The following is a 15,469-nucleotide window of genomic DNA, read 5'->3' as shown; positions in this document are numbered from 1 at the left end:
GCCCGTGGAATTGCGGCCCCACCGCAGGTGTTAAATATCGACATGACCGCAACCGAACCAATCAACACTGCTGCGCCCTCGACCACTGAGTTGTGGGTGCAGCGCACCGGAACCCGTCGGTACACCGGCCAGAGCAGTCGCGGCGCAGAAGTCCTGATCGGCTCGGAGGGTGTCGAGGGTGTGTTCACCCCCGGTGAGCTGCTCAAGATCGCCTTGGCGGCCTGTACCGGGATGAGTTCGGACAAGCCGCTGTCCCGCCGTCTCGGTGACGACTACGACGCCACGATCCGGGTCAGTGGTGCCGCCGACCGCGAGAACGAGGTCTATCCGCAGCTCAACGAGGTACTCGAGGTCGACCTGTCCGAACTCGATCCCGAAGCAGCTCAGCGGTTGCTCGTGGTGGTCGAGCGGGCCGTCGACGCGGTCTGCACCGTCGGCCGGACACTGAAGGCCGGCACCAAGGTCGGTCTGACTGTCGAAACCGATTAGGCGAGACGGAGACAAGGAGTTGGGGTAGGTCATGACGGAGTCGGGATCCGACGTGGTGCGGATGCGGGCCTGGGTGCACGGATACGTGCAGGGTGTCGGATTCCGGTGGTGGACCCGGTCGCGTGCGCTCGAATTGGGACTGGTGGGGTCGGCGTCGAATCAAAACGATGGCCGGGTCCTGATCACCGCCGAGGGCCGGCGCGCAGCATGCCAGGCACTCCTGGACCTGATCGACGCCGGGAAGAGCCCCGGAACGGTCGACACGGTCGTCACCGACTGGGAACCCCCACGGGGAGACCTCACCGGATTTGTCGAGCGCTGACGGTAGGCTGAGGCGCTGTGCACCTCAAAAGCTTGACGCTTAAGGGATTCAAGTCCTTCGCGTCGGCAACCACCCTGCGTTTCGAACCGGGGATCACCTGTGTCGTCGGACCCAACGGGTCCGGCAAATCAAACGTGGTCGATGCCCTGACCTGGGTGATGGGTGAGCAGGGCGCCAAGGCACTACGCGGCGGCAAGATGGAAGACGTCATCTTCGCCGGAACATCGGGCCGCGCCGCGCTTGGTCGGGCCGAGGTGACGCTGACCATCGACAACTCCGATGGTGCTCTGCCCATCGACTACTCCGAAGTGTCGGTGACACGCCGGATGTTCCGCGACGGCGCCGGCGAGTACGAGATCAACGGCAGTTCCTGCCGGTTGATGGATGTCCAGGAACTTCTCAGTGACTCCGGCATCGGCCGTGAGATGCACGTCATCGTCGGACAGGGACGACTCGCCTCGATCCTCGAATCCCGGCCAGAGGAACGCCGAGCCTTCATCGAAGAGGCCGCAGGTGTGCTCAAACACCGCAAACGCCGCGAAAAGGCTGTCCGCAAGCTCGACGCGATGCAGGCGAACCTGTCGCGACTGGGTGACCTGACCTCGGAGCTGCGCCGTCAGCTCAAACCACTCGGCAGGCAGGCCGAGATCGCCCGCCGCGCGCAGACGGTCCAGGCAGACCTCCGCGATGCCCGACTTCGGCTCGCCGCAGACGACCTGGTGATCCGGCGCAGCGAACTGGCCGAGCAGCAGACCAGTGAAAGCGAACTGCGCAGGCAACAGGACGAGCTGGCCGCACAGCTCGACGAACTGCAGATCCAGGTCGACGACAACGAGAAGTCCCTGGCACAGATCGTTCCGGCGGCCAATGAGGCCGGCCAGGCCTGGTTTGCGTTGTCCGCGCTCACCGAGCGGGTCGGAGCGACCTGCCGGATCGCTTCAGAGCGCAGCCGCTATCTCGCAGAACCGATTCGGGCCGATTCGGGTCGTGATCCCGAACAACTCGACCGTCAGGCAGAGGCCGCCGCTGCCGAGGAGACCGCGCTCACCGAATCTGTCGAAGAGGCCGGAATGCAGCTCGACGGGGCGAAGGAAGCCCTCGCCGAGCTGGAGGAAGAGGCAGCTGCGGCGCAACGTGCACACATGGCGGCCGTCCGGGCCGTTGCCGACCGGCGTGAGGGATTGGCGCGACTCGAAGGCCAGGTCGACAACCTGCGCTCCAAGGTCGAGACGATCGACGCGGAAACGGCACGCCTCGGTGCCGCCATCGAGAACGCGGCAGCCCGCGCCGAATCGGCCGGCGAGGAGTTCGATGCCGCGTCGGCGACGGTGGCCGATCTCGATGCTTCCGAGCTGGGGTTGGACGAACACCACGAGCGCAGTGTCGCCGCGCTCAACCAGGCCAACGAACGGGTCGCCGAACTACAGGCTGCCGAGCGCGCCGCCGAACAACGGGTCACCTCGCTCAAGGCTCGGATCGATGCGTTGGCAGTCGGTCTGGAGCGCAAAGACGGTGGTGCCTGGCTGATGGAACACCGTTCGTCCGAATTGCTCGGCCCGATGTCCTCGCTACTGCGCGTCGAGGAGGGCTTCGAACCCGCCATCGCCGCGGCACTCGGTCCGGCCGCGGACGCGGTTGCCACCGCTGACCTGCCCAAGGCCCGCGCATCGTTGTCGGCGCTGCGGGAGAACGAGGGTGGACGGGCTTCGGTGCTCATCGGTGGCGTGGAACCGACCGGTCGCGGAAATGCGGCCCTGCCTGCCGGCGCGCGGTGGGCGCTCGAGGTGGTCTCGGTCCCCGAGACGTTGCACGGTGCTGTCGAGCTCTTGCTGGGGTATACCGTCGTCGCCGACACTGTCGAGATTGCCGAACTGGTTGTCGCGGACGCGAAACAGGTTGTACCGCATATTGGTTCGCTACGGATCGTCACGCTCGACGGCGATCTGATCGGTGCCGGATGGCGTAGCGGCGGCACCGGTGCACGGCCGTCGACCATCGAGGTGCAATCGGCGATCGACGCCGCCCGCAGCGATCTGGTGCAGGCCGGTCGACGCAGCGAAGAGCTGATGGCCGCGCTATCCGGCGCTCTGGCCCAACAGTCGGATTGCCGGGACACCGCTGAACAGGCACTCGCTGCGCTGCACGAATCGGATGCGCAGCTCGGTGCGATCTACGAACAGCTGGCCCGGCTCGGCCAGGCGGCCCGTGCGGCGCAAGAGGAATCGGCACGTCTGGCATCACAACGCGCCCGCGTCGAGGACAGCCGCACCGAGGCGATCGCCACACTCGCGGCCGCCGAGGAGCGGTTGCACATGGCGCGCAACGAGAGCGGCGATCCAGGCGGCGACGGTGAGCTGCCGGACACCGAGCGGGATGCGGCAGCTGCCGCAGTCGCCGAGGCCCGCGCCGTTGAGATGGAGTCCCGCCTCGTCCTACGCAGTGCCGAGGAGCGCCTGGCCTCGGTTCGGGGCAAGGCCGATTCGCTGCGCCGCGCCGCGCGCGCCGAGCGGGAGGCACGGGAACGTGCAGAACGGCAGAACAAGGCCCGCGCCCACGCCGCGGAGGTCGCGGAGGTTGCGCTGGAGTTGGGCAAACTGATCGCCGCGCGACTGGAAATTGCTGTGGCACAGGCCCAGTCGTATCGCGACGAACTCGAGCGTGAGCGTGCGACCCGAACCGAACATCTCGACGTGGTCAAGAAGGCCGCAGCCGAGGTCGGTGCGCAGCTCGCTTCGTTGAAGGATGCGGTACACCGCGACGAGGTGGCCAAGGCGCAGGTGTCGCTACGGATCGAGCAGCTCGAAGAGCAGATCATGAACGACTTCGCGATCAGCCCCGACGATCTTATCGCCGAGTACGGGCCCGACGTCGCGATGCCGCCGACGGAGCTGGAGATCGCCGAGTACAACCAGGCCAAGGAGCGCGGCGAGACGGTGGTCGCACCGACGCCGATCCCGTTCGACCGTGCCACCCAGGCCGCGCGGGCCAAGAAGGCCCAAAAGGATCTGAACACCCTTGGCAAGGTGAATCCGCTTGCGCTGGAAGAGTTTGCCGCACTCGAAGAGCGCTACAACTTCCTGTCCACGCAACTCGAAGATGTGAAAAAGGCGCGGCAAGACTTGCTCGACGTGGTGCAGGATGTCGACAACCGGATCCTGCAGGTGTTCACCGAGGCCTACGCGGACGTCGAACGCGAGTTCGTCGAGGTCTTCAAGACCTTGTTCCCCGGCGGTGAGGGACGTCTGGTCCTGACCAATCCGTCGGACATGCTCACCACCGGCATCGAGGTCGAAGCCCGTCCACCCGGCAAGAAGGTCAAACGCCTGTCGTTGTTGTCCGGTGGTGAGAAGTCGCTGACCGCAGTTGCCATGCTGGTGGCGATCTTCCGGGCCCGCCCGTCGCCCTTCTATGTGATGGACGAGGTCGAGGCGGCGCTCGACGACACCAACCTGCGTCGGCTCATCACACTGTTCGAGCAGCTACGCGAGAAGTCGCAGTTGATCGTCATCACCCACCAGAAGCCGACCATGGAGGTGGCCGACGCCCTCTATGGCGTCAGCATGCAGGGTGACGGCATCACCACGGTGATCTCGCAGCGGATGCGGGGCCAAGATCTCGGCGCGCCGGCGACCGTCGAAGCGGGTCAGGCAGCGACCTGACTGAGCAGCACTGCGAAGTCTCCGGCCTGATCGGTCCAGGTGTGGTGACGGTCGAGGCCTGCGGCCGCGAGCTCGCCGTGCAGGGTGTCGAGATCGAACTTGGTGCTGATCTCGGTGAGGATCTCGGCACCTTTGGGTAGTTCCCAGCTGCGCTCGATGGTCCCGAACTCGGCCGATACATCGCGGCGGGCGCGCAGCCACATCTCGATCCGGTGTTCGGCAGGGTTCCACCTCGCGATGTGATCGAAGTCGTCCGCGTACAGGCCCCGGGCCGCCAGTCCGGTCCGCAACACCTCGATCACGTTGCGATTGAAATCGGCTGTCACGCCTGCGCGATCGTCGTATGCGGCGATGAGTCGGCCGGGATCCTTGATCAGGTCGGCGCCGAGGAGGAAAAAGTCCCCGGGGCGCAACGCCCCGGAGATCCGCCGAAAGAAGTCGGCGCGCTCGCGGGTGTAGAGGTTGCCGATGGTGCCGCCCAGGAAGATCGCCATCCGCGGGCCGGCATGGTGCGCCAGAGACAGCGCCGGATCCCCGAAATCGGCATGGAGCGGTTCGACTGAAATGGCCGGGAACTCCGCAGCCAACTGCTCAGAAGCCGAGGTGAGCATCTCGATGCTCACATCGAGCGGCACATAGGTGAACGCCCCGCCTCGATCGGTGAACGCCTGCAACAACAATCGGGTCTTTTCCGACGTCCCGGAGCCGAGTTCGATCATGGTGCGGGCACCCGACTGCCGGGTGATGTCGACGCTGTGGGCTCGCAGGATCTCGGTCTCCCGTCGGGTGGGGTAGTACTCCGGCAGGCGCGTGATCTCGTCGAACAGCTCGCTGCCGCGCTTGTCGTACAACCACTTGGCCGGAAGGACCGGCGGGTCCTGCCACAGGCCGACCACCGCGTCGGCGACCAGATCCGGATTCACCGACGTGTTCGACCCGGTCATCGGGCCAGCCGCAGGCCGCTGAGGACCCATCGAGAGGGTGCCGGGAAGAAATTGCGGTACGAGATCCGCTCATGGCCGCGCGGGGTCAGAGCGCTTGCGCCGCGTAGGACGTGCTGATCACTCATGAACTTGCCGTTGTATTCACCGACTGCGCCGTTGGCCGGGACAAACCCCGGATAGGGGAGATAGGCACTCGACGTCCATTCCCACACGTCGCCGACCATCGCCTCCGTGGCGATCGAAGGGTGACATCGCCTCGGATCGAGCAGCCCGCCGCGGCGCCCGCCGGTGAGGGCCGCGGCGTTCTCCCACTCGAACTCCGTCGGAAGGCGGGCACCGGCCCAACGTGCGTACGCGTCGGCCTCGTAAAAGGAGACGTGCGCAACCGGTTCGTCGAACACCAGCGGGCGACGGCCGGACAGCGTGAACGTGGTCCAGGTCCCGTCGTCGTTGCTCCAGTAACCCGGTGCGGTCCATCCGGTCTCCTGGATACGGGCCCAGCCGTCGGACAACCAGAACTCGCTGCGCCGGTAGCCGTCGTCGGCCATGAACTCGAGCCATTCACCATTGGTGACCTGCCGGTTGGCGATCTCGTAATCATGCAGATAAACGGTATGGCGCGGACCCTCGTTGTCGTAGCTGAACCCGCGACCATCGGCGCCGATCTCGACCAGCCCACCGACCATCGATTGCCACCGCAGGGGAGGGGCCGATGCGGTTGATTCAGACGCCCGATCGACGTACACGGGGCCGAACGGATGGGTGGAGAGCAGATGCTTGATATCCATCAGCACGAGTTCTTGGTGCTGTTGCTCGTGGTTGCAGCCCAGTTCCACCAGTGCGATCGCTGCGTCATCGAGTCGGTCTTCGGTGAGGGCAGCGGTCAGGGCGCGGTCGATGTATTCGCGGTAGCGGGTGATCTCCAGGACGCCGGGCCGGGTGATCAGGCCTCGCTCCGGCCGGGGATGACGGGCACCGACGGCCTCGTAATAGCTGTTGAACAGATAGCGGAATGATTCGTCGTAGACGGTGTATCCGGGGAGGTCGCGGAGTATGAACTCCTCGAAGAACCAGCTGACGTGCGCGCGGTGCCACTTGGTCGGACTGGCGTCCGGCATCGACTGAGGTGTCTGGTCTTCGGGCGAGAGTGCCGCGGTGAGACGGTCGGTGAGCCCGCGCACGTCGAGGAACTTGGTGGTCAGAGCGGACTGGTCAACCGAAATGCTCATTGTTCGTCTCCTGGTCGTGGTCAGGGCGTAACGAGTATGGGTGCAGGGTCTGACAATCACCGTACGCCCAGATCCTGGTCATCGGTGCAGTTGCCATCGTTCCCTCGACTGTGTCCTCAACGTGCGGCTCAGATCCCCTCTGGCAGACTGGGCCGGTGAACTCAGGTGCCGTAATCGCGATCGTTGTTGTAGTTGCCGTGTTGCTGTTGGCGCTGGTGGTCGGAGGCCTGGTGGTCTCTCGTCGCCGTCGAATCTCCCTGCGCGACAGCGAAGATCAGATCACCGGATCCGATGGCACCAGGCAGGTCGACAAATCGGGCGGCTATCAGGCGGGTTCGGGCTTCTCGTTCACCCAGGGTGGGTCCGGGACGTCGGTTGCCGAACCGCCGGCCCCGGACGTCCCGAGTGCACCTGCGAAAGAGATTGCGCCCGAGCCAGAGGTCGTCGAACCGCCCGCTGCCCAGACGCCGGTCGTCGAGCCGGAAACAGCTGAACCCGAGGTAGCGGAACCCGAGGTCGCCGAGCCTGAGACCGCGCAGCCTGAGACCGCCCAGCCCGAGACCGCCGCGCCGGCACCTGAGGTTGTCGAGCCGAAGATCATCGAACCTGAGATCGTCGAGCCGGAGGTTGTCGAGCCGGCGGTTGTCGAACCGGAGGTCTTCGAACCGGAGATCGTGGCGCCGGAACCTGAGCTCGAGCCAGAGGTCGTGGAGCCGACGCTCGACGAGATCGCCCCGACCGCGGGCCGGTTGGGCCTGCTCCGCGGTCGTCTGTCGCGGTCTCAGAACGCACTGGGCAAGAGCATGCTCGGATTGCTCGGTGCCGGTGACCTGGATGAGGACAGCTGGGAAGAGATCGAGGACACGCTCCTGATGGCCGACCTCGGTACATCGGTGACAATGGCAGTGGTCGAACAGTTGCGTACCGAACTCGCCCAAGCGCCGGTTCGTTCGGCGGCAGAGGTCCGGGCCCTGCTCCGCAAGGTGTTGATCGCACAGATCGAACCGAACCTGGACCGCTCGATCCGCGCACTGCCGCATGCAGGCAAGCCGTCCGTCCTGCTCGTGGTCGGTGTCAACGGCACCGGCAAGACAACCACCACCGGCAAACTGGCCCGCGTTCTCGTGGCCGACGGCCGCCGGGTGTTGCTCGGAGCGGCCGACACCTTCCGAGCCGCCGCGGCGGACCAGCTGCAAACCTGGGCTGAGCGGGTCGGTGCCGAGGTGGTCCGCGGTAAAGAAGGCGCAGACCCCGCTGCGGTCGCGTTCGATGCCGTCTCACGTGGCATCGAGGAAGGCGTCGACGTGGTGATGATCGACACCGCAGGTCGGCTGCACACCAAAACCGGACTCATGGACGAGCTTGGCAAGGTCAAACGTGTTGTCGAAAAGCGGGCCGCCGTCGACGAGGTGCTGTTGGTCCTTGATGCGACCACCGGACAGAACGGCCTGACCCAGGCGAAGGTGTTCTCCGAAGTCGTCTCGATCACCGGGGTGGTGCTGACCAAACTGGACGGCACGGCCAAGGGCGGGATCGTCTTCCATGTGCAGCGCGAGCTCGGAGTGCCGGTGAAGCTGGTGGGTTTGGGAGAAGGTGCCGATGACCTTGCACCGTTCGAACCAGAGGCGTTCGTCGACGCTCTGTTGGGCTGATCTGCCGCTGCTCAGATCGTGTGAGTTCGCGCGACTCGAGACGGCCTCACACAACAAATCAACGTCGGTTCGGCACTCTGATCAACATAGTTCCTGCCGGTATACATAGATGAAACATGAATCGGGTGGCGGTTCACACGCCTGAAACCTAAGAGGACCCTAAACGAAATCCTCGACCGCCAATCTCTTTGAAGGCGCCGAGCCGTCGGCGCACTCTAGGAGGTTTCTTACAGTGGTTTTGGCACTGCCAGACGATGCGTTTGCGCCCTACGACGTCGGGGCGACCGCCTGGGTCCTGACGAGCGCCGCACTCGTGCTCTTCATGACACCGGGGCTGGCCTTCTTCTACGGTGGCCTGTCGCGTCAGAAATCCATCATCAACATGATGATGATGTCCTTCGGCTCCCTCGGCGTCGTGAGCGTGATCTACGTGCTCTGGGGTTACTCGATGTCGTTCTCGTCGTCGACAACCGGCGACAATGACATCCTGGGCATCTTCGACAACCCGTTCTCGCTCTTCGGCCTCAATCAACTGATGGAGACCAAAGACATCGACGGCGAGACGTTGAATGTCATCGGCGGCTTCGGAGACGTCCCGGCCATCGTCTGGGCCGGCTTCCAGCTGACCTTCGCGGTGATCACCGTTGCGCTGATCTCGGGTTCGCTCGCCGAGCGCGTGAAGTACTCGACATGGCTGGTCTTCACGGGCGTCTGGGCCACCCTCGTGTATTTCCCGCTCTCGCACATGGTCTGGGGCGGCGGTCTGCTCTCGAACGCCGAGGACAGCTTCGCGTCATGGATCTTCGGAACCGAGGACGTCGACGGTGACATCGTTGCCAAGGTTGCCCCGATCGACTTCGCAGGCGGCACGGTTGTCCATATCAATGCCGGTATGGCGGGTCTGGTCCTTGCTCTGATCATCGGCAAGCGCGTCGGCTTCGGTCGCACCGCCTACCGCCCGCACAACGTGCCGTTCGTCATGCTCGGTGCGGCAATCCTGTGGTTCGGTTGGTTCGGCTTCAACGTCGGTTCCGAAGGCACCGCAGACGCTCTGGCAGGCCTGGTCTGGATCAACACCACCGCCGCGACCGCAGCCGGTCTGATCGGTTGGCTCGTCGTGGAGAAGATCCGCGACAAGTCCGCGACCGGCGTCGGCGCAGCATCGGGCATCGTTGCCGGTCTGGTCGCCATCACCCCGGCTTGTGGCGCGCTGACCCCGATCGGTTCGCTGATCCTCGGTGTGATCGCCGGTGCACTCGCAGCTGTTGCCGTCGGTCTCAAGACCAAGCTCGGCTTCGACGATTCGCTCGACGTCGTCGGCGTGCACCTCGTTGCCGGCCTGTGGGGCACCATCGGCATCGGCCTGCTGGCCTCCGAGACCGGCCTCTTCTACGGTGGCGGCGGAAAGCAACTGGTCATCCAGATCGTCATCGCACTGGTCGCAGTCGCATTCACCGCTGTCATGACCACCATCATCGCGTTCGCACTCAAGCCACTCGGCTGGCGGATCACCACCGAAGATGAGGACACTGGTATCGATGAGACGGATCACCGCGAAAGCGCGTATGACTTCGCTTAAGTCCTGCAAACTCAATCTCGCTAAGTGATCCTCATGGAGGGATACAACAAATGAAGCTAGTTACCGCGATCGTGAAGCCGTTCACGCTCGAAGATGTCAAGGCCGGTCTGGAACAAGCAGGCGTTGTCGGTATGACCGTCAGCGAGGTCCAGGGTTACGGTCGCCAGAAGGGCCACACCGAGGTCTACCGCGGTGCGGAGTACTCGGTCGACTTCGTTCCCAAGGTTCGTGTCGAGGTCGTTGTCGACGACGCCGCAGTGGACAAGGTTGTCGATGTGATCGTCGAAGCTGCACGCACCGGCAAGATCGGTGATGGCAAGGTCTGGGTGTCCCCGGTGGAAGCCGTCATCAGGGTGCGTACCGGAGAACGCGGCAGCGAAGCCCTGTAAGACAGTGCCATTTCTCAATGGCGGTCGCGGTCCTGCTTCCGAGGAACCCTCGGAAGCAGGACCGCAGCCGTCTCACGCGACCCCTGCCGCGGCAACAGACCTTGTCACGGCACGCAAACAATTACTCACCCGCGCCGACGGCAACAAGCGCATCGATGCGCCCGCCCTGCGGCGGGTGCTCGTTGACCTACACGACTTTTGGCTCACCACCAAGGCCGCCGAGATCGGAATCAAACCGGGTAGTGGGTTTGCGATCGTCGCGGTCGGCGGACTCGGCCGCCAAGAGTTGTTGCCCCACTCCGATCTCGATCTGATCCTGCTGCACGACGAGATGGATCCCGCCGTCGTCGCCGAGGTCGCCGATCAGATCTGGTATCCGCTGTGGGACGCACACATCAAACTCGACCACAGTGTCCGGACGGTGTCGCAGGCCTTGCAGGTTGCCGCCTCCGACATGACTGCGGCGCTGGGACTTCTCGAGGCGCGGCACATCGCAGGCGACGAGGACCTGTCCCGGCTGCTGATCGGTGGTGTCCGCCAGCAGTGGCGTACCGACATCCGTTCGCGCTTCGGCGGTCTGGTGGATCAGGCCCGTGACCGTTGGCGTCGCAGTGGCGACATCGCGCACCGCGCCGAACCCGACCTGAAATACGGTCGCGGCGGTCTACGTGATGTGCACATGCTCGACGCGTTGGCCATCGCGCAGCTGACCGACGGCATGGCCGCGCTGCGGCCGGATTCGCCCGGTGGTGGACTGCGCCAGGCATACACGCGCTTGCTGGACGTTCGTACCGAACTGCACCGGATCACCGGTCGGCCACGGGAACAGCTACGGGCGCAGGACGCCGACGAGATCGGTGCCGCACTACGGATTGGCGATCGGTTCGAGCTGGCGCGCACCATCAGTGACAGTGCGCGCACCATCAGCTACGCCGTCGACGTGGGTTTGCGCACCTCGTCGAACTCTTTGCCCCGCAAGGGATTGTCGAAGCTGCGGAGATCTCCGATCCGGCGACCGCTGGACGAGGGCGTTGTCGAGCACCAGGGTGAAGTGGCGCTGGCGCGAAACGCGTTCCCGAGCAAGGATCCCGGACTCATTCTCCGGGTCGCGGCGGCGTCGGCGCGGACCGGACTGCCGATGGCCGCAGCGACACTTGCCCGGCTGGCGGATTTTGCACCGGAACTGCGCGAACCCTGGCCCGCGGACGCTCTGAGCGATCTGTTGGTCCTGCTCGGATCCGGCGAACACATGATCGCGCCGATCGAGGCATTGGACCGAACCGGCCTGTGGGGCCGGCTCATTCCGGAATGGGGTGCGGTGCGCGACCTTCCGCCCCGAGACCCCATCCACACCTGGACCGTCGACCGGCATCTTGTCGAGACCGCGGCCAACGCAAGCGCTTTGACCACGCGGGTGTCACGACCGGACCTGTTGGTGCTGGGCGCCCTGATACACGATCTGGGCAAAGGGCGCGGTGCCGATCACAGCGTTGTCGGTGCCGAACTCGCCAACCAGGTGGGCAATCGCTTCGGGTTGTGGCCCGAGGACGTGGCGATATTGTCGAAGATGGTGCGCTACCACCTGCTCCTGCCGGAGATGGCAACCCGCCGCGACCTCGACGATCCGGCGACGGTGCAGAGCGTTGTCGACACGCTCGGTGGCTCGCGGGTCCTGCTGGAGCTGCTCGCGGCGCTGGCCGAGGCCGACTCGCTGGCCACCGGACCGGGCGTCTGGGGTGACTGGAAGGCGTCGCTGATCGGTGAACTGGTCAGGCGGTGCCTGCGGCTGATGGAGGGTGGCGACCTGTCCACCCCTGATCCGCTGACACCAGAGCTGATCGCTCTCGCCGAGGCCGGTGGGGTCAGCGTCGAGATGGTGTCCACCGACAACCAGCACACCTTCTCCGTGACCATGATCGCGCCGGAGCAGCCGGGCTTGTTGTCCCGGATGGCAGGCGTGCTGTCGCTGCGGGGTCTGCGGTTGCTCAGTGCGGTCGTGCAGACGCACGCCGGGAGTGCGGTCAACACGTTCCTCGTGTCGCCGATCTTCGGCGATCCCGGCGAGGTGGGATTGCTCCGCCAGCAACTGATCCAGGCGGTCGAAGGCGCGATCGATGTGATCGCACGACTGGATGCCAAGGAACGCGACAGCGCGCCTCTGGCGCCTCCGGACGGAAGCGTGTCGCCTGCGGTGCCCGCGCTGTTCGCACAGGCACCCCCGAAGGTGATCTGGTTCGACGGCTACGACGACAGCAGTGTCATCCTCGAACTCCGTGCCGGCGATCGGGTCGGACTGCTGGCCCGGGTCAGCGATGTTCTCGAGCGTCACGGCGCCAACATCACCTGGGCCAAGGTCGCCACGATGGGCGGATCGGTGGTCGACTCGTTCTGTATCCGGTTGCCCGGAGACGGCTCACAGGCCCGTGACCAGCTCGAACAGGCGATCCTGGCAGTGGTGCCACCACCCGCGCCACCCCGAGAGCACGACGACAAACCCGGTAAATCCGGTGTCCCGATAGGCTAGGGGCATGTTCGACTCCCTCTCAGGCCGGTTGGCCGGTGTCCTTACCGATCTGCGCGGCAAGGGCAAGCTGTCCGATGCCGATATCGATCGCACCTGTCGCGAGATCCGTCTCGCGCTTCTCGAGGCAGACGTGGCGCTGCCCGTCGTCCGCGGCTTCATCAGCCGGATCAAGGAACGGGCCAAGGGCGCCGAGGTGTCCGGGGCGCTCAATCCGGCGCAGCAGGTCGTCAAGATCGTCAATGAGGAGCTTGTCGGCATCCTCGGTGGCGAGACCCGACGGATCCGGTTCGCCAAGACCCCGCCGACCGTGATCATGCTCGCGGGTCTGCAGGGCGCCGGTAAGACGACGCTCGCCGGGAAGTTGGCCGCGTGGCTCAAGAAGCAGGGGCACACGCCCATGCTCGTGGCCTGCGACCTCCAGCGCCCCGGCGCCGTCAGTCAGCTGCAGATCGTCGGTGAACGTGCCGGTGTGCCGGTGTACGCACCTCATCCGGGGCAGAACATCGGTGGTACCGGGGAGCTCGGTGTCTCGGGTCACGATGGCGCCGAGAGTCTTGCCGAGCCGATTGAGGTCGCCAAAGGCGGTGTCGCCGAAGCCACTTCCAAGCTGCACGACGTGGTGATCATCGATACCGCGGGTCGCCTCGGTATCGACGAGGAATTGATGCGGCAGGCCAGGGGGATCCGCGATGCGGTGAATCCCGATGAGGTGCTGTTCGTCCTCGACGCCATGATCGGTCAAGACGCCGTCGCCACCGCCGAGGCGTTTGCCGAGGGTGTCGACTTCACCGGTGTGGTGCTCACCAAACTCGACGGTGACGCCCGCGGTGGCGCCGCCCTGTCGGTCCGGGAGATGACCGGGCGTCCCATCATGTTCGCGTCGACGGGCGAGAAGCTGGAAGACTTCGATGTCTTCCATCCCGACCGGATGTCCAGCCGCATCCTCGGTATGGGCGACGTGCTCAGCCTCATCGAGTCGGCGGAGCAGCACTGGGACGTGCAGCAGGCCGAGGACGCGGCCAACAAGATCAGTCAGGGTGAGCTGACGCTCGAGGACTTCCTCGAGCAGATGCTGATGATCCGCAAGATGGGCCCGATCGGGAACCTGCTCGGCATGCTGCCGGGTGCAGGTCAGATGAAGGATGCGCTCTCTCAGGTCGACGACAAACAACTCGACAAGGTGCAGGCCATCATTCGTGGCATGACGCCTGCCGAACGCGACAACCCCAAGATCATCAACGGATCTCGCCGGGCCCGCATCGCCAACGGTTCGGGTGTCACGGTCAGTGACGTCAACCAGTTGGTCGATCGCTTCTTCGACGCGCGGAAGATGATGTCGCAGATGGCAGGCCGCATGGGTATGCCCGGCGCCAACCGCAAGGTGAATCGCAAAAAGGGTGGCAAGAAGGGCAAGAAGGGCGGTCGCGGACCGACCCCGCCGAAGGTCCGGGGCGGATTCCCTGGCGGCATGCCCGGTGGAATGCCTGCCGGCTTCCCTGACCTGTCGAACATGCCGGCCGGCCTTGATCAGATGCCGCCGGGACTCGATGGTATCGACGTCAGCCAGTTCCAGCGGCCCAAGAAGAAGTAGTCGGGATCACACCTATGGTGCAGTCGCGGTTGCACTTTCGTGGTCGCGCCGTCGGGACCGGGGAACCGATCGAGTTCTGGGTTTCCGACGGTGTGATCTCGTACGAGTCGTTGCCGGGTGCGGTCACCGTGACCGATGGTGGCTGGATCATGCCGGGTCTGGTGGATGCCCACAATCACGTGGGTATCGCACCGGGGCTGGGCGTGACCATCGAGCAGGCCCGCGCTTTCGCCTACGCGGATGTCCGGGCCGGCGCGACGCTCATCCGTGAGGTCGGATCGCCGCTGGACACGCATCCGCTCGACGCCGATTCCAGATGCCCGCAGTTCATCCGGGCGGGCAAGCACATCGCCCGTCCCAAGCGTTACCTGCGTGACTACGGCGTCGACCTCGACGATGTCACCGATCTGCCCGCCGAGGTGGCCAGGCAGGTGGAGGCCGGGGACGGCTGGGTCAAGCTCGTCGGGGACTGGATCGACCGCGACACCGGGGATCTGGCCCCGCTGTGGCCGGAGGACGTGCTTCGTGAAGCCATTTCTGTTGCACACGATCGTGGTGCCAAGGTGACCGCACACGTCTTCGGCACCGAGGCGTTGTACGGGCTGATCGGCGCCGGCATCGACTGCATCGAACACGGCACCGGCCTCAACGACGAACTCATCGCGGTGATGGCGGAGCAGCGGATCGGGTTGGTGCCCACCATGATCCAGGTGGAGAACTTCCCGTCGATCGCGGACGGCGCCGACCGCTTCCCGGCGTACCAGAAACACATGCGCAAGCTCTACGCCGATGCGCCGGCCACATTTGCGAGTGCGGTCGCCGCCGGCGTCGACATCTACGCCGGGACCGACGCGGGCGGATTCGTCGAACACGGTCGCATCGTCGACGAGGTGGTGGCGCTGGCCGACATCGGTCTGGGCGCTCGAGCGGCGCTCGACGCTGCCTGCGGCTCGGCGCGCCGCTGGCTGGGAGTCGGTGCCCTCGATGCGGGCGATCGCGCGGATGTCCTTGTGCTGTCGGGTGATCCGATCTCAGATCTGACGGTGCTGCGGGCGCCGGAGACCATCGTCTGTGGCGGCAACGTCATCTGA

The 15,469-nt window shown here is 65.2% G+C and carries 11 protein-coding genes; 9 read left to right on the top strand and 2 right to left on the bottom strand.

Annotation, left to right across the window (positions count from 1 at the left end):
- The first annotated feature begins 42 nt into the window (after window positions 1-42).
- The 3 genes from AC56PL_RS18555 to smc are packed head-to-tail and all read left to right on the top strand — an operon-like array spanning window position 43 to window position 4,470.
- Complete coding sequence (locus tag AC56PL_RS18555) at window positions 43-489, top strand: OsmC family protein (RefSeq protein WP_497154699.1); 447 nt, start codon at window positions 43-45, stop codon at window positions 487-489.
- A 31-nt stretch (window positions 490-520) separates the two neighbouring features.
- On the top strand, window positions 521-811 hold the full coding sequence (locus AC56PL_RS18550; RefSeq protein ID WP_495516789.1) for an acylphosphatase: 291 nt from the start codon (window positions 521-523) through the stop codon (window positions 809-811).
- Window positions 812-828: 17 nt separating this feature from the next.
- On the top strand, window positions 829-4,470 hold the full coding sequence (gene smc, locus AC56PL_RS18545) for a chromosome segregation protein SMC (protein WP_497154698.1): 3,642 nt from the start codon (window positions 829-831) through the stop codon (window positions 4,468-4,470).
- Here smc and egtD read toward each other — a convergent pair.
- Entirely contained in the window at window positions 4,455-5,414 is a 960-nt protein-coding gene (egtD, locus tag AC56PL_RS18540; RefSeq protein WP_495516787.1) for an L-histidine N(alpha)-methyltransferase, read from the bottom strand. The genes smc and egtD overlap by 16 nt on opposite strands.
- A complete protein-coding gene (gene egtB, locus AC56PL_RS18535; RefSeq protein WP_497154697.1) occupies window positions 5,411-6,643 on the bottom strand; it encodes an ergothioneine biosynthesis protein EgtB in 1,233 nt (410 codons plus the stop codon). The genes egtD and egtB overlap by 4 nt, the downstream gene beginning before the upstream one ends.
- Before the next feature lie 155 nt (window positions 6,644-6,798).
- On the opposite strand from egtB, the gene ftsY reads away from it, so the two are divergent.
- The 6 genes from ftsY to AC56PL_RS18505 all read left to right on the top strand — a co-directional run bounded on the left by ftsY (window position 6,799) and on the right by AC56PL_RS18505 (window position 15,469).
- On the top strand, window positions 6,799-8,295 hold the full coding sequence (gene ftsY, locus AC56PL_RS18530) for a signal recognition particle-docking protein FtsY (protein ID WP_497154696.1): 1,497 nt from the start codon (window positions 6,799-6,801) through the stop codon (window positions 8,293-8,295).
- 232 nt (window positions 8,296-8,527) lie between these two features.
- A complete protein-coding gene (locus tag AC56PL_RS18525) occupies window positions 8,528-9,874 on the top strand; it encodes an ammonium transporter (protein WP_495516784.1) in 1,347 nt (448 codons plus the stop codon).
- A 50-nt stretch (window positions 9,875-9,924) separates the two neighbouring features.
- Window positions 9,925-10,263 carry a P-II family nitrogen regulator gene (locus tag AC56PL_RS18520; protein ID WP_495516783.1) on the top strand — a complete coding sequence of 113 codons (339 nt, stop codon included), beginning with the start codon at window positions 9,925-9,927 and terminating at the stop codon, window positions 10,261-10,263.
- A 4-nt stretch (window positions 10,264-10,267) separates the two neighbouring features.
- Complete coding sequence (locus AC56PL_RS18515; RefSeq protein ID WP_497154695.1) at window positions 10,268-12,787, top strand: [protein-PII] uridylyltransferase; 2,520 nt, start codon at window positions 10,268-10,270, stop codon at window positions 12,785-12,787.
- Window positions 12,788-12,791: 4 nt separating this feature from the next.
- Window positions 12,792-14,378 carry a signal recognition particle protein gene (ffh, locus tag AC56PL_RS18510; protein ID WP_495516781.1) on the top strand — a complete coding sequence of 529 codons (1,587 nt, stop codon included), beginning with the start codon at window positions 12,792-12,794 and terminating at the stop codon, window positions 14,376-14,378.
- Between the two features lie 14 nt (window positions 14,379-14,392).
- Window positions 14,393-15,469 (top strand): amidohydrolase family protein, encoded by a 1,077-nt coding sequence (locus tag AC56PL_RS18505; RefSeq protein ID WP_497154694.1) that lies wholly within the window; start codon window positions 14,393-14,395, stop codon window positions 15,467-15,469.

The sequence above is a fragment of the Williamsia sp. Y721 genome (genome assembly GCF_059683565.1).
Note: the sequence above shows the minus strand (reverse complement) of the source record. Positions and strands in the feature narration are given on the sequence as shown.

Coding starts and splice junctions, on each gene's coding strand:
- egtB (WP_497154697.1), bottom strand. CDS start 6,643: ATGAGCATTTCGGTTGACCAGTCCGCTCTGACCACCAAGTTCCTCGAC.
- ffh (WP_495516781.1), top strand. CDS start 12,792: ATGTTCGACTCCCTCTCAGGCCGGTTGGCCGGTGTCCTTACCGATCTG.
- AC56PL_RS18555 (WP_497154699.1), top strand. CDS start 43: ATGACCGCAACCGAACCAATCAACACTGCTGCGCCCTCGACCACTGAG.
- egtD (WP_495516787.1), bottom strand. CDS start 5,414: ATGACCGGGTCGAACACGTCGGTGAATCCGGATCTGGTCGCCGACGCG.
- AC56PL_RS18520 (WP_495516783.1), top strand. CDS start 9,925: ATGAAGCTAGTTACCGCGATCGTGAAGCCGTTCACGCTCGAAGATGTC.
- AC56PL_RS18505 (WP_497154694.1), top strand. CDS start 14,393: ATGGTGCAGTCGCGGTTGCACTTTCGTGGTCGCGCCGTCGGGACCGGG.
- AC56PL_RS18550 (WP_495516789.1), top strand. CDS start 521: ATGACGGAGTCGGGATCCGACGTGGTGCGGATGCGGGCCTGGGTGCAC.